This is a genomic window from Streptomyces sp. NPDC048600 (assembly GCF_055587025.1).
Genome location: NZ_JBVJGZ010000011.1, coordinates 1 through 23,426, shown reverse-complemented (window position 1 = coordinate 23,426; position 23,426 = coordinate 1). Strand labels below are relative to the sequence as shown.

The 23,426-nt window shown below is 71.9% G+C and carries 13 protein-coding genes; all 13 read right to left on the bottom strand.

The window, feature by feature from the left end; translation table 11 throughout:
* Positions 1 to 1,252: glycosyltransferase (locus ACZ6SQ_RS16895; RefSeq protein WP_469562234.1), on the bottom strand; the 1,252-nt coding region annotated here is incomplete at its 3' end.
* A 2-nt stretch (positions 1,253 to 1,254) separates the two neighbouring features.
* The gene (locus tag ACZ6SQ_RS16890; RefSeq protein WP_469562232.1) at positions 1,255 to 2,487 is read right to left on the bottom strand and encodes an O-antigen ligase domain-containing protein; all 1,233 of its coding nucleotides are present in this window, start codon (positions 2,485 to 2,487) and stop codon (positions 1,255 to 1,257) included.
* 1 nt (position 2,488) lies between these two features.
* A complete protein-coding gene (locus ACZ6SQ_RS16885) occupies positions 2,489 to 4,003 on the bottom strand; it encodes a right-handed parallel beta-helix repeat-containing protein (protein WP_469562229.1) in 1,515 nt (504 codons plus the stop codon).
* 17 nt (positions 4,004 to 4,020) lie between these two features.
* Positions 4,021 to 5,988 carry a heparinase II/III family protein gene (locus ACZ6SQ_RS16880; protein ID WP_469562226.1) on the bottom strand — a complete coding sequence of 656 codons (1,968 nt, stop codon included), beginning with the start codon at positions 5,986 to 5,988 and terminating at the stop codon, positions 4,021 to 4,023.
* Positions 5,985 to 8,168 (bottom strand): bi-domain-containing oxidoreductase, encoded by a 2,184-nt coding sequence (locus tag ACZ6SQ_RS16875; protein ID WP_469562224.1) that lies wholly within the window; start codon positions 8,166 to 8,168, stop codon positions 5,985 to 5,987. Before ACZ6SQ_RS16875 ends, ACZ6SQ_RS16880 begins: the two co-directional genes overlap by 4 nt.
* Positions 8,169 to 8,183: 15 nt before the next feature.
* Positions 8,184 to 10,118, bottom strand: coding sequence for an asparagine synthase (glutamine-hydrolyzing) (asnB, locus tag ACZ6SQ_RS16870; RefSeq protein ID WP_469562221.1), 1,935 nt, complete (start codon positions 10,116 to 10,118; stop codon positions 8,184 to 8,186).
* Positions 10,119 to 10,121: 3 nt separating this feature from the next.
* Positions 10,122 to 11,672 (bottom strand): Wzz/FepE/Etk N-terminal domain-containing protein, encoded by a 1,551-nt coding sequence (locus ACZ6SQ_RS16865; RefSeq protein ID WP_469562218.1) that lies wholly within the window; start codon positions 11,670 to 11,672, stop codon positions 10,122 to 10,124.
* On the bottom strand, positions 11,672 to 13,042 hold the full coding sequence (locus tag ACZ6SQ_RS16860; protein WP_469562217.1) for a Wzz/FepE/Etk N-terminal domain-containing protein: 1,371 nt from the start codon (positions 13,040 to 13,042) through the stop codon (positions 11,672 to 11,674). The genes ACZ6SQ_RS16865 and ACZ6SQ_RS16860 overlap by 1 nt, the downstream gene beginning before the upstream one ends.
* Positions 13,039 to 14,304 (bottom strand): glycosyltransferase family 4 protein, encoded by a 1,266-nt coding sequence (locus tag ACZ6SQ_RS16855; protein WP_469562214.1) that lies wholly within the window; start codon positions 14,302 to 14,304, stop codon positions 13,039 to 13,041. Before ACZ6SQ_RS16855 ends, ACZ6SQ_RS16860 begins: the two co-directional genes overlap by 4 nt.
* Complete coding sequence (locus tag ACZ6SQ_RS16850; protein ID WP_469562211.1) at positions 14,294 to 15,610, bottom strand: nucleotide sugar dehydrogenase; 1,317 nt, start codon at positions 15,608 to 15,610, stop codon at positions 14,294 to 14,296. Before ACZ6SQ_RS16850 ends, ACZ6SQ_RS16855 begins: the two co-directional genes overlap by 11 nt.
* Before the next feature lie 73 nt (positions 15,611 to 15,683).
* Positions 15,684 to 17,162 (bottom strand): sugar transferase, encoded by a 1,479-nt coding sequence (locus ACZ6SQ_RS16845; RefSeq protein ID WP_469562210.1) that lies wholly within the window; start codon positions 17,160 to 17,162, stop codon positions 15,684 to 15,686.
* Positions 17,163 to 18,209: 1,047 nt separating this feature from the next.
* Entirely contained in the window at positions 18,210 to 22,298 is a 4,089-nt protein-coding gene (locus ACZ6SQ_RS16840; protein WP_469562207.1) for a CHAT domain-containing protein, read from the bottom strand.
* A gap of 123 nt (positions 22,299 to 22,421) precedes the next feature.
* Positions 22,422 to 23,015 carry a TetR/AcrR family transcriptional regulator gene (locus tag ACZ6SQ_RS16835; protein ID WP_469562204.1) on the bottom strand — a complete coding sequence of 198 codons (594 nt, stop codon included), beginning with the start codon at positions 23,013 to 23,015 and terminating at the stop codon, positions 22,422 to 22,424.
* Positions 23,016 to 23,426: the final 411 nt, after the last annotated feature.

Below are 23,426 nucleotides of genomic sequence, written 5' to 3'. Positions count from 1 at the left end.
TGGGTGGGTTCACCCAGACGGCCTTTTTCCCCCCCCCCCCCCCCGCCGGCCCCTTCCCCCCCCCCCCCCCCCCCCCCCCCCCCCCCCCCCGGTACCCCTCCAGCAGTCGCTCCAGCCCGACGGACGGGCTGAAGTGCTGCTCGTACCGGCGCCGGGCCGCCCGTCCCATCTCCCGGTTGGCGTCCGGATCGGTCGTGATCCGGCGCAGGCAGGACGCGAGCGAGGCGGACTCGCCCGGCCGGTGCAGCAGCCCGGTCTTGCCGTCCTCGACGAGTTCGACGAACGCGCCGTGACCGGCGGCGACGGTCGGGACCCCTCCCGCCATCGCCTCAACGACCACCAGGCCGAACGCCTCCAGCCAGGTCGAGGGCGCCACCACCGCCACCGAGCGTGCGATGGCCCGTCGGCACTGTTCCAGGTCGTACAGGCCGACACAGCGCACGTCGTCGCGGCCCGCGGCCCAGGCGGTCACCTCCGGCTCCAGCGGCCCGGCGCCGGCGATCACCAGCGGTACGCCGATTCCGCCGCCGGCGGCGATCTCGTCCCAGGCGGTCATGAGCAGCCGTACGCCCTTGGCCTCGGCGAGCCGGCCGAGGTAGAGCAGATGCTCGCCGGGGCCCGTCCGGCGGTCGTCCGGATCGGGCACGAAGTTGTGCTTCACCGCCAGCCGTTCGGCGGGCATGCCGGCCCGCACCAGGACGTCGCGCTGTGCCGCGGAGATGCAGAAGAACCGCTGCACCCCGGACCACCACCGCTTCCGGTTCACCGACATGCCGACCGCGAGCGGTACGGTCGCCAGCCGGGAGCCCCGGTAGCAGCCGTGCCGTACGGCGGGCAGCGGAGAGGACCCGACGCACTCGGTGCACGGCCGGCCGTCCCGCTGGAGCGTGCCGGGCGGGCAGATCTGGGTGTAGTTGTGCAGCGTGGCGACGGCGGGCACACCGGCGTCGGCGCAGGCGGCCAGCACCGCGGGCGACAGCAGCGGGAAGACGTTGTGGACGTGCACCACGTCCGGTCGCTCGGCGCGCAGCTTCGCGGCGAGCTCCTTGCGCACCGCCGGGTTCCACGGCACCAGCAGCGGCACCGCGACCTTGCCCGGCAGGGAGCGCGCGGCGATGTCGTCGCTGCGCCGCTCGAACAGCTCGACCCGGTGGCCGGCCCCACGCAGCAGCGCCACCTCCTGGTCGACGACCTTGTTCTCCCCGCTCGGCTGCGCCGAGGCGTAGCGGTTGTGCACCACGAGAACGTGCATGCTCAGTTCACCTCCGATCCACGGGCCCAGCTCGGGACACGTCGTCGCGGGATGTCGGACGTCGGCGGGGCCGTGGCCGCGGTGGGTGCCGCGAGCAGTGAGGCGGCCACGGCCAGGTGCAGCAGATACGGCGAGGCGTCGCCCAGCCCGGCCTCGGTGTAGGAGGCGATCCCGCAGTAGCTGATCAGGAAGATCGCGCAGGCCCTCGACAGCGACGGCGGTCGCAGCAGCGCCACGCCGCCGAGCACGACGACGAACGCGGCCACCAGGGCGACGCCGGTCATGCCCTGCTCGTAGTAGACGGCGAACCAGCTGTTGTCGATCGGCAGCCCGCCGAACGACTTGTCGCCCAGGCCCGCGCCGAACAGGTACTCCGAGGTGCTCCGGGGTTCCGCCAGCAGGGCGTTCCAGACCTTGGCCCGGCCGGTGAGGCTGCTGAAGTTCTCCTGGCTCTGGCCGCGCAGGAACCACGCCTGGAGCGCGGAGCCGAACCCCACCGCGGCCACCGCGGCGCACACCACCGCCCAGGTGAAGAAGCGGCGGGCGGCGCCGCTGGTGAGGACGAGCGAGCCGATCGCCATGGCCAGCCCGATCAGCAGGCCGAGCGTGGCGGTGCGGGTGTGGGTCAGGGCGAGCAGGACGAGTGAGGGCACGATGACGACCGCCGCGCTGGTCCGGTCGGTCCGGCGGCCCAGGAGGAGCAGCGCGGTGAGCCCGATGATCACCGCGGCGTACTGTCCGATCTGCGGCGGGGTGAGCGGCCACAACGCGCCGACCAGCCGTCCGCCGTAGAGCTCGGGCATGGCGGCGCCCGGTGAGATGAGCAGGCCCGCGGCCACCGACCCGAGTACCGCCAGGTACATCCGGATGTGGTGCCGGACGAACGTCGTGCCGCCGTCCCACCAGCGGCTGAGCAGCCACAGTGTGCCGACGAAGAGGGCCAGTCGGGCGCAGCGGAACAGCGCGCCGAACCCGGACTCCAGGTTCGCGCTGGAGATCACGCTCGGCACCAGCAGCAGGGTGAGCAGGAGCAGGTAGGCGCTGGGCCGGATGCGCAGCGGGAGGTTGACGAGGAGGGCCAGCGCGAACGCGGCGACCAGCGCGCCCATGGTGGCCATCTGGATGAGGGAGCGGGGCAGCGGGACGATGGTCTTCGCCCCGGCGGAGCCGAGCGTGTTGAGGATCAGCAGTCCCCAGGCGGTGCCGACGATCTTCGGCGTGTGGTTCGCGGGCATCTCAACCACGGTCCCGTGCGCGGAAGGTGCTGCCCGCGTCCTGCCGGTACGGCGTGCCCTGCCACTGTCCGGAGTCGAGGGTGCGGCTCGGGTCGTGGGCGACGAAGGTCCACGAGCCGATGTAGACGTTGTCGTGCCAGCGGTTGTGCTGTTTGCGGGTGATCGCCTCGGCCACGAGTTCGCCCTGGTAGGGCGACCAGTCGGGGTAGGTGCCGTAGTTGGCGAGCACCGCCATGCGGTCGCACTTCACCGTGCAGTCGACGACGGACTTGTCGAGGACGAAGCGGTTGCCGTGGATGTCGACGCGCTGGGTCTTCCACCGGCAGTCGGCGTACAGCGGGGCGGTCGCGATCGCCGGCTGGGCGCAGCTGCGGGTGTTCTTCACGAGCAGGGTGCAGGCGCCGGAGGAGGTGTTGGCGGGGCTGTTGCAGAACCGGTCGGCGTTCTCCCACAGGGTGATGCCGGACCAGTTGTTCTCCAGTACGTTCCGGTAGATCTCGATCCTGTCGGTGCGGGCCCGGACGCGTGGTTCGCCGCCGGACTCGGACAGATAGACGGTCGCGAAGGGGAAGTTGTCGCCGCGGTCGGCGTGCCTGCGGCCCTCGACCCAGTTGTTGCGGCGGATGGTGTTCTCGCGGATGACCGCGTTGTAGCTGGTCTCGTAGATCAGCGCGGCACCGTCGTTGGCCTCGATCAGATTGTCCTCGATGCGGAAGTCGTTGTTGTTGGTGTCCGCCCACAGCCCGGGGCCACGGTTGTCGTGCACCCAGTTGCCGCGGACGTCGGCGCCGTCCACGGCCCAGAACTTGACGCCTCCGGCGCAGCCGCAGCCCGGCTGGCGGCGCTCCCAGTCGTCCTTGTTGTTGCCCGTGATCTCGTTGCCCTCGAGTACCAGACCGGTGATACGGCCGGGGGATTTGTAGGCGTTCATGCCGTACTGGCCGTTGCCGCGCAGGCAGTTGGCGCGGACCTGCTGGCGGGCTCCGGCCATCAGCGCGGCGCCGGAGTTGTTCTGGATCACCGAGTGCTCGATCACCCATCCGTCGGCCGAGTCATGGTTGACCACGCCCTCGTTGTGCGGGGCGACGAACCCCTGCACGGTCAGGTAGCGGACGGTGACATCGCCGGCGGTGCCGCCGAACGCGTACTGGTTGGTCCTGCGGCCGTCGAGCACCGCGCCGGGCGCGCCGAGATAGGTGTTGCCCTTCTTGGGGATCACCTGGGCGTAGCGGTCCGGGCCGAGCCGGTGTCTGCCCGGGCGGAGCCAGAACGTGGTGTTCGGGGGGCTGCTCTTGGTCTTCGCGGCCAGGTCGCCGGGCACCGCGGGGTCGACTGTCACCGCGCCCGCCGGCGCCGTCGCCGGGCCGGCCGCGGGCCGGGCGCAGACCCGGGCCACGGGCGTGGACGGCGCGGCGGTCGGCTTCGGCCGCGCGCTCGGCGTGTTCTCGCAGCCGGTCGCCGTCAGCAGGGTCAGCGCCGCCGCGGACACCGCCCAGTGGCGCCACTTGATCCCCAAGAGTCCCCTCCTCCCCGCTAGCCGCGGAACGTGAGTACGGTGGTGAAGTCCCCCGACAGCGCGGTGCCGTCGGTGAAACCGGTGCCGATCAGCGTGGTGGCGGGTTCCTTGCGTCCGAAGCCGGGGGAGTACCAGCCCAGCGGCGGTTCGCTCTCGCCTCGGTGCGCACTCCAGGTCAGCTGTGCGGGCAGGTCGAGCGTCGCGGAGCGGTCCTCGCCGTCCCGGGTCCAGGTGAGCACGGCGCGCTCGCCCGCCAGGTCCGCGGTGATCGCCGGGCCGAGGTGGAACGCCAGCCGTACGGGGCGGCGCGGGCCACGCACCTCGTCGACGACCTTCAATTCGCGGCTCTCGGCGGTCAGTTCCACCTGGCGGCGGTGCACGGAGGGCTGGTAGCCGTCGTGCTCGGCGCTCCAGCGGGCCACGCCCTCGCCGGACGGCTCGGCGGTCAGGACGCGGCTGCGGGCGTGCCGGGTCCACAGGAACGGGCCGCCGGAGACGGACTGGTCGGCGCCGTCCAGGCTCAGGGTGTTGTGGCCGAGGGTGGACCGGAAGTACTGCCGCCACTCGGGCTGTCCGTGGTAGCAGTACGTCCCCGGGTCGGCGAGCACGTCGACGCCGTCGTGCCGGACCTCCACGGACAGCGCGTCGGCGTGCGCGTGCGCGGCGATGGACAGGAAGCCGTGCGGGCCGCCGTCGCAGCGGGCCCAGATCTCCTCCGGGCCCCGCAGGATGGTCATGCCCGCGTCCGCGAAGTGCGCCGGACGGCTCGCCGGGCGGGACTCGGCGGCCGTGGTTCCGTTCACCGCGTTCGGGCGGACGAGCGCGGCCAGCAGGGGGGTGCGCACATCGGTGCCGGTCACCGTCGGCCACCAGTCGAGCCGCCCGAACACGGCGTCCCCGGTGGCCAGCAGCGAGGCCCAGCGGTCCGTGTCCTCCGCGTCCACGATCAGGCCGTGTCCGTCGTCCGCGTCCCCCTGGCGCGGCGGCCGCAGCCGGTTGTCGACGACGGCCGCGAGCGCGTCGGTCATCCGCAGCAGCACCACCCGGACCGTCGCGGGGACCGGCACGCCGGCCGCGTCCGCCTCCGCCACTGCGGCCAGGCCCAGCTCGAGGACCAGGCCGTGGTACTCGGTGGCCAGTTCACGGTTGAGGCCCGAGCCGAAGGTGTTGGCCCGCAGGTTCCGCTCCAGCGACCGCAGCGCGTCGGCCCGCCAGCGCCCCGAGGTGGGGAACCAGGCGAACGCGCAGGCCGCGGCGAACTGCCCGGCGGCCTCGGCGACGACGTGGTTGTTCGCCGAGGATGCCCGGCTGGGGAAGGCGGCCAGCCAGCGCTGGTGGTGCCAGATCTGGTCGCGCGCCACCGGGTTCTCCTCGAACAGTCCGGCCGCGCCCGGCCAGCCGTCGAGGAGCCGGCGGATCCACACCCAGGACAGCAGCCGGATGCCCAGCTCGATGCCGCTGGTCCAGTGCACCCCGCGCAGCGGTGGGTTGGCCGTCCACCAGGAGCGCAGGTGCTCGGCGACCCGCTCGGCGTACCGCTCGTTCCCGGTGACCGCGTAGGCGGCGGCGAGCCGGGTGAGGTACTGATGCCGGGACGGCTCCCAGATCTGCTTGATGTCGCCGACCGTGTCCTCGTCGCGGTACGGCACGTCGAAGGCGTAGACCTGGGGTGCCCGGCGCCCGGTCTTCGGGTCGAGGAACCAGTCCGGGTCGGCCATGTCGTCGCGGTCCACCCCGAAGTACTCGGCGTGCCCCGCCATCAGCCGGTCCGCCTCGGCGACGAGGCGTTTGACGGCGTCCGGAGGTATCGCGGCGATCGTGCCCGCGGGCAGTACCGCGGTGAACCGGGCGCCGGACACGCCCGGGCTGTGCGGCGGCGCGGTCCGCCACCGCCGTCTGCGCACCGCGTCGCCCACCCGGCCGCCCACCTCCCGCGGTCCCATCCGGGACAGCCGGCGGAGGTACCAGCCCGCGCTCATGGTCATCGAGCCCTCGCCAACGTCACCGGCGCGCCGCCCGCGAGGCCCGCCTGCACGGCGAGGGTGGCCGCCGTGGTGGCGGCCAGCGACTCCAGCGGCACCGGCATCGGCCCGCCGGTCCGCACCGCCTTCACGAACGCGGCCAGTTCGGCGGACTGGCCCTTGTCCCGGGCCTTGGGCAGCCGCGAACTGACCCACCGCTTCCGGCTGTACACGGAGGCACGCACGAAGTCGTCGAGCCGCAGCACCTTGCCGTCCGCGGCCAGGTCCAGCGTCTCCTTGGGGAAGCCGGGCGCGCCGGTGGTGACATAGCTGATGGTGGCGGTGGAGCCGTCCGGGTAGCTCAGCACGATCTGGAGGTCCTCGTTGCCGGACGTGGCGACCGCGTACACCGAGACCGGGTCGGCGTCGAGCAGCGCGCTCGCCGTGTCGATGAAGTGCCCGCCCTCGCCCGCGAACCGCGAGCCCTCGGTGCCCTGCTGGAGGTACCAGCTGCCGTGGGTGAGCCGGCCCGCGTTGACCAGGTAGCGCAGGCTGGCCGGGCCGGTTCTGGCGCCGAACTGCTTCTTGGCCTCCTGGAGCAGCGGCGCGAAGCGGCGGTTGAAGCCGACCTGGAGGCGGTCGTTGCCGGACTCCTCCACCGCTGCGAGGACGTTGGCGAGTTCGTCCTCGGTGAGCGCCAGGGGCTTCTCCACGAACACCGTCTTGCCGGCCAGCAGCGCCTTGCGGGTCAGTTCGGCGTGCGAGCTGTGCCGGGTGACGACGAACACCGCGTCCACGGCATCGTCGCCGAGCACGGCGTCGAGATCGGTGGTGGCCTGTGCGAAGCCGAACTTGCGCTGCGCGTTGGCCGCGGACAGGGCGGTGGTGGTGACGACGGTCGACAGCTCGACGCCGTCGCGCTGCGCCAGGTGCGGCAGCAGCATCGACGTGGCGTAGTTGCCCGCGCCGACGAACGCCAGGCGCACCGGCTTGCCCGCGGCCCGGCCCGGGGCGGCCACCGGTCCGCTCGCCCTCACCGCGGGCACGGCCACCGCCGGAGCCTGCGGCGCGTCGGCCGTGTGCTCGGGGTAACGGAACAGCACGGCCACGGCCTTGAGGTCGCCGTCCTTCAGACGCTGGTACGTCTCCACCGCGTCGTCGAAGTCGGCGATGTGGGAGATCAGCGGCTCCACGTCGACGCGGCCGCGGGCGACGAGGTCGAGGAAGCACGCCAGGTTGCGGCGCTCGGTCCAGCGCACATAGCCGATCGGGTAGTCGCGTCCCTGGAGTTCGTACTCCGGGTCGTAGCGCCCGGGGCCGTAGCTGCGGGAGAACCGGACGTCGAGTTCCTTCTCGTAGTACGCGTTCCACGGCAGGTCAAGGCGGCACTTGCCGATGTCGACGACCCGGCCGCGGTCGCGGCAGAGCCGGGCGGCCAGCTCGACGGGCTGGTTGCTGCCGCCGCCGGCGGCCAGGTACACCTGGTCCACGCCGTGACCGTCGGTGAGTTCGGCGACGACGGCCTCCACGGCCGCGGAGGAGGGATCGCCGCAGGCCGCGGCGCCCAGGCGCTCGGCGAGCTCGCAGCGCGCCGGGTCGGGGTCGACCCCGACGACACGGACGCCCGAGGCGGTCAGCAGCTGCACCACCAGCTGCCCGATCAGCCCGAGGCCGATGACCAGCGCCACCTCGCCGAGCTGCGGCTCGCCCTGGCGGACGCCCTGCATCGCGATCGACCCGACGGTGCCGAAGGCGGCGTGCCGCGGCGCGAGACCGTCCGGCACCGGCGCGTAGAGGTTCTTCGGCACCCAGTTCAACTCGGCGTGCAGCGCGTGCTCGTTGCCCGCGCAGGCCACCAGGTCGCCGGCCTTCACATCGTCGATCCCGGCGCCGACCTGCTCGACGACCCCGCACAGCGAGTAGCCCAGCGGCGTGTAGGAGTCCAGCTTGCCCATCACCTTGCGGTAGGTGGCGGGCACCCCGTTCACGGCCACGCTCTGCATGACCTTGGCCACCTGGTCCGGACGGGACCGCGCCTTGCCCAGCATCGACATGCCGGCCTCGGACACCTTCATCATCTCGGTCCCGGTGGAGATCAGCGAGAAGGCACTGCGGACCAGCACCCCGCCCGGCTTGCAGCCCGGCACCGGCACGTCGAGCACCGCCAGCTCGCCGCTCTTGTAGTTCTGTACGACCTGCTTCACGAAGTCCTCTTGTCTCTACGCCTGCGAGGGAGAGTGCTGGCCGGACCCGGAGGTCGCGCCGCGGTACCAGTACTCGAGGGTCAGCACATGCCACAGATGCTTGGAGAAGTCGCGCTGCCCGGCGGCGTCCTCGGCGGCCATGCGCTCCAGGGCGTCCCGGCGCAGCAGCCCGGACCTGACGAGCTCGCCGTCGTGGATCACCTCGCGCACCAGCGGTGCCAGGTCCCGGCTCATCCAGGCGCGCAGCGGCGCGCTGAACAGGCCCTTGGGCCGGTACACGATCTCCCGGGGCAGGACCGAGGTCGCCGCCTCCTTCAGGACGGCCTTGCCCTGCCGTCCGACGATCTTGCGGTCGCCGGGCACCGCGAACGCAGCCCTGACCACCTCGACGTCCACGTACGGCACCCGCACCTCCGTCGACGCGGCCATGCTCGACCGGTCGGTGTACGCGAGGTTGAGGCCCGGCAGGAACATCCGGGCGTCGCCGAGGCACATGCGGTTGACGAAGTCGTCGAGCTCGTTGTCCCGGTAGACGTCCGCGTGCTCGGTCAGCACGTCCTCGACCGTCCCGGCGAGGTCCGGATCGACCAGCGCGAGCAGCTCGTCCTGGTCGTACATGGTGTAACTGCGCCGGAACGCGGTCTCCTCCGGCAGATCGGCGAAGGAGAGGAACCGCTTCGCGAAGCGCACCGACCGGTACCCCCGGCGGGCCGAGGCGACGGGCAGCCGGTCCACGGCGGCCGACAGACCGCGCCGCAGGGGCCGCGGGACACGCTGGTAGCGCAGCGCCAGCAGGTTGGCCAGGTGCTTGCGGTACCCGGCGAACAGCTCGTCGGCGCCCATCCCCGACAGCATCACCTTGACCCCGGCCTCCCGGGCGGCCGAGCAGATCAGGAACGTGTTGATCGCGGCGGGGTCACCGATCGGCTCGTCCAGGTGGTACGTCATCCGCGGCAGCAGCTCGAGCACGTTCGGGGCGATCTCGATCTCGTGCAGGTCGACGCCGAACCGCCCGGCCACCTGCCGGGCGTAGCGCAGGTCGTCCGGCATCGCCTCGAAGCGGGCGTCCTCGGCGCGGAACCCGATCGTGTAGGCGGAGATCCCGGGCCGCTCGCGGGCCGCCAGCGCCGTCAGATAGCTGGAGTCCAGCCCGCCGGACAGGAAGGTCGCCACGGGGACGTCGGACAGCAGATGACGCCGGGTCGACTCCTCGACGACAGCGGCCAGATCCGGCCGCTCGCCGCTCAGAGCCCGCTCCCGGCCCTCGGCCGCGACCTCCTTCAGCCGCCAGTACGTGCCGCGCTCCACCCGGCCGTCGGGCCGGATCCGCAGCCAGCTGCCCGGCGGCAGTTTCTCCGCCTCACGGAACGCGCACCGCGAGTCCGGCACCCAGTAGTACAGCAGCGAGGCCACCAGCGCCGCGTGGTCCACCTCCAGCTTCCCGCCGGTCACGGAGGCGAGCGCCTTCAGCTCGGAGGCGAACACCAGGCCCTCGCCGCGCCGCAGCAGGAACAGCGGCTTGATGCCGAGCTGGTCACGGGCGAGCACCAGCTCACCGGTGCGCTCGTCGAAGACCCCGAACGCGAACATGCCGCGCAGCCGGGGCAGACAGTCCGTGCCCCAGCGCCGCCACGCCTCCAGCAGCACCTCCGTGTCGGACGTCCCGCGGAAGCGCACCCCCGCGGCCGACAGCTCGGCGCGCAGCTCGGGCGCGTTGTACAGCTCGCCGTTGTACGTCAGGACGAGACCGTCCGAGACCATCGGCTGGGCGCCGGTCTCCGACAGGTCGATGATGGCCAGCCGACGGTGCCCGAGATGCACCTCGCCGTCACCGGCGGCGTGGCTGTAACGGCCCGCTCCGTCGGGCCCGCGATGGGCGAGGGTGTCGGTGAGCCGGTCGGTCACCGCCTTTCCGTCCGGCCAGCGGTAAGTACCCGCGATGCCACACATGTCCTACCGCGCCTCCTGGTCGCTGTCCGGGACGGTCGCCGCACGCATCGGCAGCCGCTCCGCCCCCCGTCGGCCTTCCCCCACCGCCTGAACGGCGTGGGAGGGACCCCCACCGTTCTGCCGGGCCGGCCGTTCGCTCTGGCCGCGCAGCGCGGTGTGCAGCCCGTCCCACAGCGTGCCGTCGGTACGGTCGCGCGGATCGGGGTCGATCAGCACCACACCGATCACCGCGATGCGCTGGTCCGCGAGCTGCCGCGCGACCGTGTGCAGCCAGGCGGCGCAGCCGTGCCCGGCCCGTACGACGAGCACGGTCCGTGTGCCGAGGTACTGCAGGTCGGTCCACGCCGTGCCGGGCGCCACCGAGCCGACGCCCAGGCAGCGTTCCTGAGGCGGCACGGCCGCGGCACGCTCGCCGCCGACCACGGTCGGGTCCCCCGGCTTCGGGCGGCGCTTGGCGAGCTGGAGGCCGGGCAGGGCGTCGACGACCGTCACCGGCTCCTCCGCCGCCGCCAGCGCCCTGGCGAGATCCAGGGCGATCACGGTCGTGCTGCGGGCGCTGCCCAGCTCCAGCAGCGACACCTGCTCCGCGGAGTTGCGCACGGTGCGGGCCAGGGACGCGGTGAGGCGTTCGCGGGCCGCGCGGATCCGCCGACGCCGCCAGAGCCCCGCCCGGCGGGGGAGTTCCGCGATGACCGAGGCGCCGAGATTCGCCGCGATGTCCCGGCGCAGCACGGGGCGGTCCGCCACGACCACACCGACCGCGGCCAGCGCGAGCCCGAGGACGAGCCCGAGGACGAGCCCGATCGCGGCGTTGGTGGCGGCGGTCCTGGGCAGCGAATGACGCACCGCGCGCGGCGCGTCCACGATCTGGGTGCCGGCGACGAGCTGGGGTGTGCCGATGCGTGCCTCCGCCGCACGCTGGCCGAAGTCGGTGATCCGCGCGGTGAGTTCGGCCCGGCGGGCGAAGAGCGACTCCATGTTCGCCGACTCCTGCGGCCCGCTCTCCGGCGACGCGTCCCCGATCTCCGCGTTGACCTCGGCGAGTTCCTCCCGCATCCGGTCACGCTGGGCGAGCAGGCTCTTGGCCTCGGCGTCCGCGGCTTCCCGTATCCGCTTCACATGGTCCGCGACGAACGTGTCGGCCAGCGCCCGGGCGCGGGCCACCGCCTGCGCGTCGCTGTCACCGGTCACCGTGATCTGGAGCAGGTTGTTGGTCAGGCCGAGGCCCTCGTAGTCCCGCATGAAGTCCTCGGGCTTCTCCGGGGAGTCGAGGGACTTCAGGGCCGTGCCCGCGATCCGCGTGGTGTGCAGCAGCGCGACGTCGGTGCGGATCAGCGTTCCGGGGTCGTTGGGCTGGTCGGCCTGATGCGCGACCAGCAGCTTGGTCACCGCGGTGGGCGGCGGGGGCAGCAGGACCGCGACCGCCGCGCCGAGGACCAGCCCCAGCAGCGCCGCGGAGCACCACAGGCGGCGCCGCCTGCGCACCGCAACCACCAGCGCCTGGAGGTCGAGCAGCGGAGCGGCGGCCCCCGACTGCGCCGTTGTACTCATCATCACGCTGAACCTCCCGACGCGTTGTCCCCGACCGCGAGCGCCGGCACGGCGGCGTCCCCGGCACGGTCGCCGGACGGCCGCGTCGCGGCGGCCAGGACCGGACCGGCGAGGACGACGCCGACGACCTCGTGCTTGGCGTCCGCGCACGCCTCGGTGATCCCCGCGAGCTCGGCCGCGGTCCAGCTGCCCGCGCTGAGCACGACCAGGACGCCCGACTCCGTCTCGCGGTCCGGCACCAGGGGCCGCGACAGCGAGACCAGCACCACCCGCAGCAGCGGATCGCCCCCGGCCTCGGCGGCCAGCTGCGCCGCGGCCCGCCGGGCGGTCTCGTCGCCGTCCGGGACGACGACCAGCAGCCGCCGGGGCGAGGGCAGCCGGTCCCGGAGACGGGCACACACCCGCCGGTAGCGGATCCGCCGCTCCGCCTCGTCACCGGACGTCCGCGGTGCCGGTACGTCCCACCGGACGTCGACGCCCAGCAGCCGGCGCAGCCGCGCCCGCGCGCCACCGCTCTCCGGCCGACCCGAGAGCCGTTCGGCGGGTACGTCGACGGTCCCCAGCGACGCCGCGCCCAGCGCCGCGGCGATCTCCGGCTCGGTGCGCAGCCTGCGGCTCATCCGCGCGGCGGTGAGATGGCCGACGACGGTGACCAGGAAGAACAGCACCGCCCCGGCCACGATCAGCTGGATCCGCGTCGGCGGCGCCTCACCGGTCGGCGGGGAAGCCGGTCCCATGACGACCATGTTGGCCTGGCCCGCGGCCGGGTCGGTCTCGTCCAGCTTGTTGATGGCCTCCTGGAGCGCGGTGCGCAGCTTCGCGAGCTCCGTGCGGGTCTGCACGCTCTCCACGGTCTGCCCCGTGCCGGCCGAGTCGGCCAGCTCGGTGATACGGCGGCTGGTCCGCACCACCATCTGCCGCAGCTCCTCGGGCCGCGCCGCCGCCTCGGGGTCGGTGTTCTCACCGGAGATCCGCGCGACGAAGGTGACGAACTGCCGGGCCACCTCGTCGGAGAGCTGCTGCGCGCGCTCCGGGGTGTCGGCGGTGCCCGAGATCTTGATGATGTTCCCGTCGGCGGCCTCGGCGCTCACCCGGTCCCGCAGTTCCCTGCCGTCGACCCCGGTCCAGTCGAGCGCGGCGGCCGCGCGGTTGACCACCACCGAACTGGTCGCGATCTCCGTCCGGGTCAGCAGCTCGCGCTCCTCCCACGCGCCCGGCAGCAGGACCGAGGCCGAGGTCGTGTAGCGCGGCGGGAACAGCAATGAGGCGCCGTAGCCGACGAGCGCACCCACCAGAGCGAGGAGGGTGAGCAGCCGCCAGCGCCGACGGACGATCCGCCCGATCGTGGCCAGACGTATGGTGTCATCGCTCAACGGTGCGGCCTCCCCCCTGTGCGGTCGGTGTGCTCCGCCGACGCCGGGACGTCGTCCCGGCAGGCGGCGGCGTAGGCGGCGAGAAGCGCCTGCTGGGAGTTGCGCCAGGAGAGCGGCCCACTGATCCGCTCCTGGCCGATCTTGCCCATCAGGGCCCGCTTCTCCGGGTCGTCCAGCAGCAGCGCGATGTGCCTGGCGAACTCGGCCTCGTCGTTGGCGGGCGCGTAGACGGCGGCGTCACCGGCGGAGACGCGCGCCTCGCGGAGGTCGAAGGAGACGATCGGCCGGCCCATCACCATGTATTCCAGGACCTTGTTCATCGTCGACACGTCGTTGAGCGGATTGTGCGGATCGGGGGAGAGGCACACGTCCGCGGTGGACAGATAGCGCACCAGGTCGGCGTCCGGCACCCGCCCGGTGAACTGCACCTGGTCCGAGAGCCCCAGCCGCCGGGACAGCTCCACCATCGCGTCGAAGGTGTCACCGGCGCCGACGAACACCGCGTGCCAGTCGCTCCGTCCGACCTCGTCGCGCAGCTTCGCCAGGGCCCGCAGCGCGTAGTCGACGCCGTCCTGCGGACCCATCACGCCGAGATAGCACAGCAGATGAGGCTTGCCGCGCTTCAGCTCCGGCTCGGCCGGTACCGGATGGAACCGGTCGATGTCCGGGGCGCTGCGCACCACGAAGACGTCCTCCGGCCGCTGTCCGCCGCGGCGCACCGCGACGTCCCGGTAGCTCTCGTTCGTGGCGAGCACGATGTCCGCGGCCCGGTAGGTCCGCCGCTCCAGCGCGCACACGGCGCGGTACAGCAGATCCTTGCCTCGGTCGAACCGCGAGAGATACAGCTCGGGCACCAGGTCGTGCTGGTCGAAGACGAACCGTGCGCCGCGCCGCTTCAGCCACAGCGCCGGCAGGAACAGCAGGTCGGGCGGGTTGCAGGCGTGGACCACGTGGACCGGGCCGACCCTGCGGGCCAGCCGCAGCGTGTGCCACAACGCCGAGCCGTACTCGCGCAGATAGCCGGCCGGCCCTCCGGTGGCGGCGCGCAACGGGTAGCGGTGGATGCGCACCCCGTCGATCTCCGCCTCCGCCTCCGTGTCCCGCTTGCTGCCCTGAGGACAGATGACGTGCACGGTCCATCCGGCGTCGCGCAGCGTCGTGCACTCCTGCCACACCCGCCGGTCGAACGGCACCGACAGGTTCTCCACCAGGATCAGCGCGCGCCGGCCCGGCCGGCCGACGCCGCTCGTGTCACCAGGCAAGGCCCATGTACCCCGGTTCGGCCCGGCGCGCCTCGGCGTCGGGGAGGCGGACGAGGTCGACGATCACCGGGCCGCCGCCGTGCGGCAGCGCCGACAGCACGTCCGGGTCCCTGGTCCCGACCAGGCACACCTCGGCGTGCTCGAGCACGTCGTCGACGGAGTCCGCTAGGAGTTGCGCGAGGTGCGGCAGCCGGTTCTCGATGTACTCGCGGTTCGCGCCGAGCAGCCGGGACAGGCTCACATTGGCGTCGTAGATCTTCAGGTCGTACCCCTTGCCGAAGAGCCGCTCGGCCAGCTCGACCAGCGGGCTCTCGCGGAGGTCGTCCGTGCCGGGCTTGAAGGACAGTCCGAACAGCCCCACCCGCCGCTTCCCGGCCCGCTCGACCAGCTCCACCGCACGTTGCAGATGGTCGGAGTTGGACGGCAGCACATGGGAGAGGATGGGCACCGAGACGTCGGCGCGCTGCGCCGCGTGGACCAGGCTGCGCAGGTCCTTGGGCAGGCAGGAGCCGCCGAAGGCGAAGCCGGGCCGCAGATAGGCGGAGCTGATGTTCAGCTTGCGGTCGGCCAGGAACACGTCCATCACCTGGTGCGAGTCCACCCCGAGCGCCTGGCACACCGCGCCCAGCTCGTTCGCGAAGCCGATCTTGAGGCCGTGGAAGGCGTTGTCCGCGTACTTGATCGCCTCGGCCGTCGGGACCGGCACCCGGAACACCTCGCCGGTCAGGCCCTCGTAGAGCGCGGCGACCACATCGCCGCTCGTCTCGTCGAGCTGGCCGATGACGGTCTTCGGCGGGTCGAAGAAGTCCCGCACGCTCGTGCCCTCACGCAGGAACTCCGGGTTGACCGCGACCCCGACGTCCACCCCGGCGGTGCCGCCGAGGGACTTCTCCAGGATCGGCACCAGCAGGTTCAGGCAGGTGCCCGGCAGCATGGTGCTGCGGAACACGACAGTGTGCCGGCCGCCCCGCTCGGCGAGCGCCGCGCCGATCTGCTCCGTGACCCGCTCCAAGTACGTGGTGCACAGGCTGCCGTTGGGCTCCGACGGTGTGCCCACGCAGATGAGCGACACCTCGCTGTCCATGATCGCCTCGCGGACGTCGCCGGTGGCGCGCAACGCCCCGCTCTCCACGACCTCGGCGATGAGCTCGCCGATTCGCTCCTCCACCACGGGGGCCTTGCCGTCGTTCACCAGGTCGACCTTCACCTGGTTCACATCCACGCCGACGACCTGGTGCCCCATGCTGGCCAGGCACGCGGCCGACACACAGCCCACGTAGCCGAGCCCGAAAACACTGACCCTCATGTCTCGCTCCTCCCCCCAGGCAGGCCCTTTCGGCCTGCGGTCCGCGCGCCGGCCGGACGACGACTTCCGCGCATCAGTAGGCCCCCTGCCCGTACAGCACCGCCCGCAGGGTCTTCCACAAGATCACCGTGTCCAGGGCGAGCGACCAGTCCTCCACGTACCGCAGGTCCAGCCGCACCGCCTCCTCCCACGACAGGTCGCTGCGCCCGCTGATCTGCCACAGACCGGTCAGTCCTGGCTTCACCAGCAGCCGCCGCCGCATGTCCGGGCCGTACGCGGCCGACTCCTCCGGCAGCGGTGGCCGCGGACCGACGAGCGACATCGAACCGCTCAGCACGTTGAAGAGCTGCGGCAGTTCGTCGATCGAGTACCGCCGCAGCACCGCCCCCATTCGGGTCACCCGCGGATCCCGGCGGAGCTTGAACAGCAGGCCGGCACCCTCGTTGCGGTCGGCCAGCGCGGCGCGGGCCCGGTCGGCCCCGACGACCATCGTGCGGAACTTCAGGATGGTGAACTCGCGGCCGTCCTTGCCGACCCGTCTCTGGCGGTAGAACGCCCCACCCCGGCTGTCCACCATCACGAGCAGCGCGACGAACACCATCAGCGGCGCGAACAGCAGCAGCAGGATCGCCGCGCCCAGCCGGTCGACGACCTCCTTGACCGCCCGGGGGCCGCCGGTGAAGGTCGGCATGCTGACCCGCAGCAACGGGATCCCGAGCACCGCGTCGACGTGCAACCGCGGGCCGGCCACCTCCATCAGCACGGGGGCCACGACCATCTCGGCGTCACTGCCCTCGATGTTCCAGGCCAGCCGCCGCAGGCGGTCCGGCGACCAGTGCGGATCGGGTGTGACCGCGACGACGCGGTAGCCGTCGCGGCGTACGTGGTGGGCGACTTCCGTCAGCCGCCCGACGACCGGCACCCCGTCCAGCTCGTCACCGTCCAGCCCGGGACCGTGCGTCGTGCACACCGCGTCCACCCGCCAGCCGAGGTGCGGGAACTTACGGGTCCGGGTGATCAGATCGTGCACGGTTGCCGGGCTCCCGGCGGCGAGCACCGGTCGCAGACACCGTCCTTCCTTGCGCTGCTTGTGCAGCCAGAGACGCAGCAGATATCGCGTCGTCATGGTGACCATCGCGATCGCGGGGATCGCGACGAAGATCCAGAGTTTGATGTTGCGCGAGGTCAGAGCGATTCCGCCGAGTGCCAATACAACGGTCGCCGAGAACAGCGAACGTCCGAGCCGACGGAATTCCTCCGCGCCCTGGCCGAGAACAGCCGGTGCCCACGACTTGCTCACCGCGAGTGTGCCCAGCACCAGCAGCTCGGTGCCGAAAGCGAGAATTCCCCACTTCTCGTGCCAGTTGGCCGCGTCCCGGGCCCCGAAGAAATTGCCGATCGCCGCCACCACGAAGGCGGTGGCCACGGTGTCACTGGTGATCACGGTACGTCGGTACCGCTGCTCCCAGTCGTTCGCGGGATGGCTGATTGCCCCGTTCTCCAGACGCCCGCGCGCCGTTGGAAACGGACTGACTAGTCCCCCTTGCCGCACAGAACCCCCCAGGTCCCCAGTGGTTCGACGCACACTCGTCCAACCCTGTAACGCCCCCCGAGGGGGGCGTGTTACATGGGTCGACGCACGTGTCTAACCCTGTAACGCCCCCCTCGGGGGCCCCACCCCCGCCGCACCGCTCCTCCCCTCGGGAGGCCCCCGCCTCCCGCACTGCATCACGGCTGTACCAGAGATGACTGATCGTCGATCAACTCACCCTGGCGGCAGGAACACACATGTCCCGCCGGCTCTCGAGTGCACGGGAACCCGTCGAAACCCTGGGCGCCCCCGCACCCAAGATCCCCGACCGAGCCCCCCGGAAATTGATCACCCCCACGTCTGGCGCCGGGACGCGACTGCATGCTTTCCGCAGTGCCAGACCTGTAGATCATTATTGGTCGGTTCGTGTCCGAACAGCTGAAGCACGGTCAATCTAGACCATCGAGGCCGCTATGGAGAGGGGTGTGTGTGCATTTTGTGCTCAAGATTTAAAAGTGGCTCTACAACATCGGTTACTCCCTGTATGGCGAGATCGAGAAGGCCCGGCTTGCCGCCTCCACCTGCGCGAAGCCGCCGCGAGTCCCCATCCGCTCCGCGGACAGCAGCCGTTGCCCGGCCCACACCCACACCGTCGACCAGACCAGCGTCGGGTGCCCCATCGACATCGACTACGTCCGCGACGCCGCAGGGCGTTCAAATCGATCATGAATGGGGTCAACGGCAAGGTCATCCCGGGCATCGCCGTCGAGAAGGCCCCCCTGCCGCCAGAGGTCTGGACCTGTCCGCCGACGCCTCGGTGACGGCCCCCTCGGCGCCCGCCCTCGACGCGCCGGCCCGCCGTCGGAGCGCCCGGACCTGCGGCAGTGTGGCCTGCGCCACACCCTGCTGGGTGTCCGGCGGGTGAAGCGTGCGTCAAATCGGCTTCTCTGAACGGCAGTTGACGGTGACACCGTGTAATCGTGCGGCCACATGATCTTGTGTCGGGAGGTCGACTCGGCTGCGCCGAGGATGGTTTCAAGCCTGTTCGACGGAGTTGATGACGAAGGCTCACGGCCCGGTGTGTACGTACGTCGCCCACAGCAGCGGATCGTCGTCCCGCCGCCTGATCTCGCGCACGGCCGCGTGCAGCGCGAACGCGGCACGCGCGGGCTCGGGCCGTCCGTCGTGGCACAGCTCCGTGTAGAAGTGCCCGGCGAGTTGCGCGGCGATGTTGTCGCGGACCATCCACTGGGTCGCCACCACGTGGGTGAATCCCGCGAGTTGGAGCGCTCCGGCCAGATGGACCGGTTCGTCCGGGAGGCGTTCCGTGCCGCGTGCGGTCACGCAGGCGCTGAGGAAGGCCAGTTCGGCGCGGTCCAGGCGCAGACGGCTCATGTCCGCCACGGTCAGCCGGCCCTCGTGACAGTGCAGCCCGCCGCGGGCCGGGTGGACGGGGTCATGGCCGGCATGGCCCGCGAAGTGCAGACAGGCGTGGCGCGGCAGGGCTCTCCGCAAAGACCGCGGAGTGACCATCGGGCCGGTGAGCAGGGTCCGTTCCTTGAGCCTGGTCACCAGGTTCAGGGCCTCCCTGCGAGCGGCCGGCAGCGGGCGCAGCTCCGGGACCTCCGCCTGCTCGACGACGAGGACGGCACCCGGATCGTCGTACGACTGCCGAGTGCGGGCCGCGGCGAGGGAGCGCAGCGTCGTGGCGTACGAGCAGACGTAGCGGTCCGGGAGGGGGTCCGTGGCGTGGATCGGAAGGAGGGTCAGAGGCCCGGTGGGGCACCACCACAGACGGGAGACAGAAGGCGGCAGCTTCTCGAGAACCGGTGCCACCACCGTCTGCTGAAGCAGCCTCAGGGTCTCTTTCAGCGCCTGGCGTCCCGTGTCGTCGGAGGCGGCGAGGTCCGTGAGCAGGGACTCCGCCCGCTCCTTGACCCATGCCCACTCCAGGCCGGGCAGGGGGACCGTGCGAACGGTGTCGCGGGTGACGATCAGGGCGTCGCTGCGCAGGACACTCGTGTTGACGACGATCACCGCGCCGTCGGCCGCGGCCTCCTGGAGTTCTTCGAGAGTGGGCGGTTCGAGCAGGCTCTCCAGGCCGAGGAGACGGAACGCCCGCTCGGTCAACGCGTCCAGCTCGGCCGCGAGTTCCCGGCGGCGCCGGGGGGCGGCATCGGCGAGCGGGGAGTCCGGGGCGTGCAGGGCGGCGCCGATCCCCTCGATCCGTCGCGCGAGTTCGGTGTCGTACTCCGCCAGCGTCGTCAGGTCGAGGCGTGAGTCGATCGCCTGCGCCAGCAGTACGCCGCGGCCCTGCTCGAGCAGCTGCAGTGCGGTGTCGGGGCGCCCGAGGTGCAGCGCCGCCGCCGCGGCATCGGGCGCGATGCTGTCCCAGAGGGACAGAACGCTGACCCGGTCCTCCAGTTCGAGACCGTGCCAGGCCATCGCGGGCAGGTGGGCGAAGGCCGCCCGGTAGGCGGTCAGCGCCTCCGGCCAGTCCCCGAGCGCGGAGGCGCACGCCGCCCAGGAAGCGGCGGCGGAGAAGCGGTTCGTCGCGGGGACACCGGGGACTGCGGCGGCTTCCCGGTAGGCGGCCACCGCCTCGCGGAGGGCGGGCCGGCCGAGCTCGTCCGGAAGGGCGCAGAGCCGCGCCATGACGGATGCCCCCACGGACTCGAGCGGAGAGGACTCACTTGAGAGAGCATCGGGCCCGAGCGTGCGCAGGGCCCCCCAGACATGCGCATCACCCAGATGGCACAGCGCGCCCACCCGGCGCCAGTCGCCGTCCGGCTGGAGCGCCAGCGACTGCCGCGCCACATCGGCCGCCTCCTCCCGATCGGGGGCGTCGCCCGACACCAGGAATCTGGACAGGAGCGCATTGGCGAGGCTGGACAGATGCCTGCACCGGTCGGGATGGGAGCGCGGCACGGCGCCCACGGCCGCCCTGGCGTACCGGACGGCCTCGTCGGCGTCGCCCCGCCTTCCCACCAGGCGCGCACGGAGCATCAGTACCGACGAGAGGTTCGTCATCGTCCCGGCCCGTTTCACATGCCCTGCCGGAAAAGCGTCCGTGGCGAGTCGGCCGGCGTCGACCGCTTCGTCCAGGTCGGCGGGCAGACCAGTCCTGACGAACAGGTAGCTGAGCGCGAGACACAGATTGGACCCGGCGTTCCCGACGTCCGTGCCGCCTTCCGCTACCTCGACGGCCCTGCGCAGGGCGTCGATCGCCTCCTCGAGGTCGTCGAGCGCGTGGGAGCGCTCGTACGTGCGGCCCAGATGCATGCCCAGGTTGTTCCACGCCACAGAGCGTTCGTGAGCGGACCACTGCGTTGTTTCGGCCGCGACGGCCTCCCGGTTTCTTCGGACGGCCTCCGCGAGGTCCTCCTCCGTCATCAGCCGGTCGTACCGGACCGCCAAGGCCATCGCGAGATGGGTCAACACCCCCGCACGCTCCGGATGTCCCTCCGGCGTCGCGGCCAACGCCCGTCTGTTGAGCTCCACGGCGCGGTGGAGGGCCGCCAGGTCGCCGTGACGATCGGCCCATTTGAGCAGCACTGTGGCGAGTGACGACAGAGTCCGCAGATAATTGGTGTCCTCGGGCCCGGTCGCCTCCAGAGCCGCCTCGAAGCATCGGAGCGACTCGTCGAGCAGGGCGGGGGCGTCATTGCGTTCGTACGACAGGTCGAGGGCGCGACCGAGGTCGAACAGGGCGGTCGGGCCGGTTCCTTGGCGCAGGACGGTGACAGCACGCCCCAGGTACGAGGTGTGGCCGTGATCGTCCCCGGTGTGCCGTGCCCGCATGGCCCGCGTCAGCAGGATTGAGCCCAACTCGGTCGTGTACTCCTGGATCCGCCCGTCCTCGCCCGGCTCGCACAGCTTGATGGCCTCGTGGCAGAGCCGGATGGCTTCGTCGAGGTCCTGCCCAGTGTGTGTCAGCCGGAAGCGTGTGTGCAGCGCGACGGCCAGCGCATGTAATCGCTCGGCCCGCCACGGCCGGGGCGCTGCCTCGAGCGCCTGGCGCTGGACACCGATCAGATCCTCCAGAACTCCGATCTCGTCGGAGAGTGCGGCCCGGACCGACAGTACCTGGGCGTGTGCGACCAGGTACCGGTAGAACGAGGGATCGGACCGGGACGTGAGCCGCACGGCTTCCGCGGTGTGCTCCAGAGCGGCCCGGAGGTCGGCGGGATCGGCCTGGACCGTGAACCGCGCGAGCAGGGCGAGACCCCATTGCGCCTGGCGTCGCGGGGCTCGCGGCTCCTTGCGGCCAGCGTGACCGAAGGCGTCGACAGCTTCGTCCAGGTCGGCGGCCGCTCGGTGCGAGTCCTCGGAGGCGGCCGTGGCTCGCGCGAGGAGGGCCTGGCCCAGATGGAAATAGAACGCCGCGGGACACGACGGGAAGGCCACCGCCTCCCTGCCACAGGAGACGGCCTCGTCCAGGACGGTTCGTGACCGGTCGGGGAGCGTCATCAGCGCCCCGCTGAGATTCCCGTTGTACCGCCAGCGATTCGGATCGCCGGCGTGCGCCGAGACGACCGCGGCACGGCCGGCCTTGATCGCCTCGTCCAAGTCCTCGGCCGCGCGGCGCAGCTCGTACCGGGCCCGTAACGCGCAGCACAGATTGGACAGCACCGCCGGTCTGCTGGGATGCCCCTCTGGCACGAGGGCACGGCAGTCCCGCAGCGTGCTCACCGCCGCGTCCAAGGATTCGGGGTCCGACGTGGTGCTCCACCGCTCGTACAACGCCGACCCCCGGCCACCCAGCACCGTGAGCTCCTCGACGTCCGGCGTCCGCAAGGCGTCGACCCGGGCGCGCAAAGGTGGGGGCACCACGGTCCGGTCGAGCTGCGCGAGCAGCGCGAACAACTCGACAGCCAGAGCGAGTTCGCCCCGGCCTTCGGGGTCGTGCTCGCCGAGAACCATGCCGCGCGCGTGGCGCAGGGACGCGACGATGAGCAGGAAGGGTCCGTCGACGACGTACCGTCCGCCCTCGCCGCGCATGGCGCAGGACCGGAGTCTCTCCGCCTGCGCCACGGCATCGGGCGCCATGACACCCGAGACGTCGCCGTTCTGGAAGGCGCGCACCCGGCGGGCGAGCCCGGCGGCCAGATGATGGAAGGGATGCCAGTCGGGGTCGGCGACGCCGGGGTGGGTCATGAGGCGATGATCGTGCAGTAGGCGTTGCTGTGAGGCCGATTGGGGGAAATTCCCCGGCATGTCCGGCGCCTCCGTTGCCGGAGACGCGCGGAGACCGGGCCCTCGTCGGCGTCGCCCGCCGCGCTACGGGGTGGGCGGCTGCGGGGTGTCCACGGCGCGGGTGTGTGTGGTCAGGCCGGTGAGGACCAGCGTGAGCCAGCGGGCGCGGTCGGCGGGGGACTGGTCGGTGGGGGCCGTGGAGAAGAGCAGGAAGATGTCGTTGACGGTGACGTCCTGGTGGATGTCCCCGTCGGCCTGTCCCGCCGCGATCAGGGCGGCGAGAGCGGCGGCGCCCCGCGCCTTGGCGTCCTTGTCGACCAGGTCGGCCCCGAGGGAGTGGGCGGCGGCCTTCACCGCGTGATTGGTGGCCGTCTCCTCGATGAGCCTGGCCAGCAGGCCGGTGACCTCCTCCAGCGCGCGCGATCCGGCCTCCTGGCGCGCCCGGGCCGCCTCGGCGGCCTCGGTGACGTGCGCGATGTGCTCGTTCACGACCGCCGTGACCAGGTCCTTCTTGGTGGGGAAGTGCCGGTACAGCGTGCCCACGGCCACGCCCGCCGTGGCGGCGATCTCGTCCATCCCGACGTCCGATCCATGACGGGTGATCTGCTCGCGCGCCGCGTCGAGGATCTTCTTGCGGTTGCGGACGGCGTCGGCGCGCGGGGCCTGCGTCCGGGTCATGGGCGCTCCTCAGGGCGGAAAGGACTTGCGACAAGATGAACCGTGGTTCATGATGGTTCTTGAACCGAGGTTCATCTTACTCCTCGGGCAGAGCTCATCCCAGACCGGGACACCTCTGAGCGGGGGTGCTCCCGTCGCGCGCCGCATCCGTGGGGACGGGGTCGGCGCGGCCTGCGGGCCCGGCGGCAGGCGCACGCCCTGACGCCGCCGGGTCCCGCGAGGACCCGTCCGTCCTCCATCGACGCTGCACGCAATCTCGACCTCTCGAAATGGGTATCTCATGTCTCAGTCAACCGGCTCAGTGACCGGAGTCCTTGATCCGGGTCGCTGGAAGGCTCTTGTCTTCATCGCTCTGGCGCAGTTGATGGTCGTGCTGGACGCGACGATCGTGAATATCGCGTTGCCGTCGGC

Excerpts from the sequence above, each read along its gene's own strand:
- ACZ6SQ_RS16890 (WP_469562232.1), bottom strand. The coding sequence starts at position 2,487 with ATGCCCGCGAACCACACGCCGAAGATCGTCGGCACCGCCTGGGGACTG.
- ACZ6SQ_RS16880 (WP_469562226.1), bottom strand. The coding sequence starts at position 5,988 with ATGACCATGAGCGCGGGCTGGTACCTCCGCCGGCTGTCCCGGATGGGA.
- asnB (WP_469562221.1), bottom strand. The coding sequence starts at position 10,118 with ATGTGTGGCATCGCGGGTACTTACCGCTGGCCGGACGGAAAGGCGGTG.
- ACZ6SQ_RS16865 (WP_469562218.1), bottom strand. The coding sequence starts at position 11,672 with ATGATGAGTACAACGGCGCAGTCGGGGGCCGCCGCTCCGCTGCTCGAC.
- ACZ6SQ_RS16850 (WP_469562211.1), bottom strand. The coding sequence starts at position 15,610 with ATGAGGGTCAGTGTTTTCGGGCTCGGCTACGTGGGCTGTGTGTCGGCC.
- ACZ6SQ_RS16840 (WP_469562207.1), bottom strand. The coding sequence starts at position 22,298 with ATGACCCACCCCGGCGTCGCCGACCCCGACTGGCATCCCTTCCATCAT.
- ACZ6SQ_RS16835 (WP_469562204.1), bottom strand. The coding sequence starts at position 23,015 with ATGACCCGGACGCAGGCCCCGCGCGCCGACGCCGTCCGCAACCGCAAG.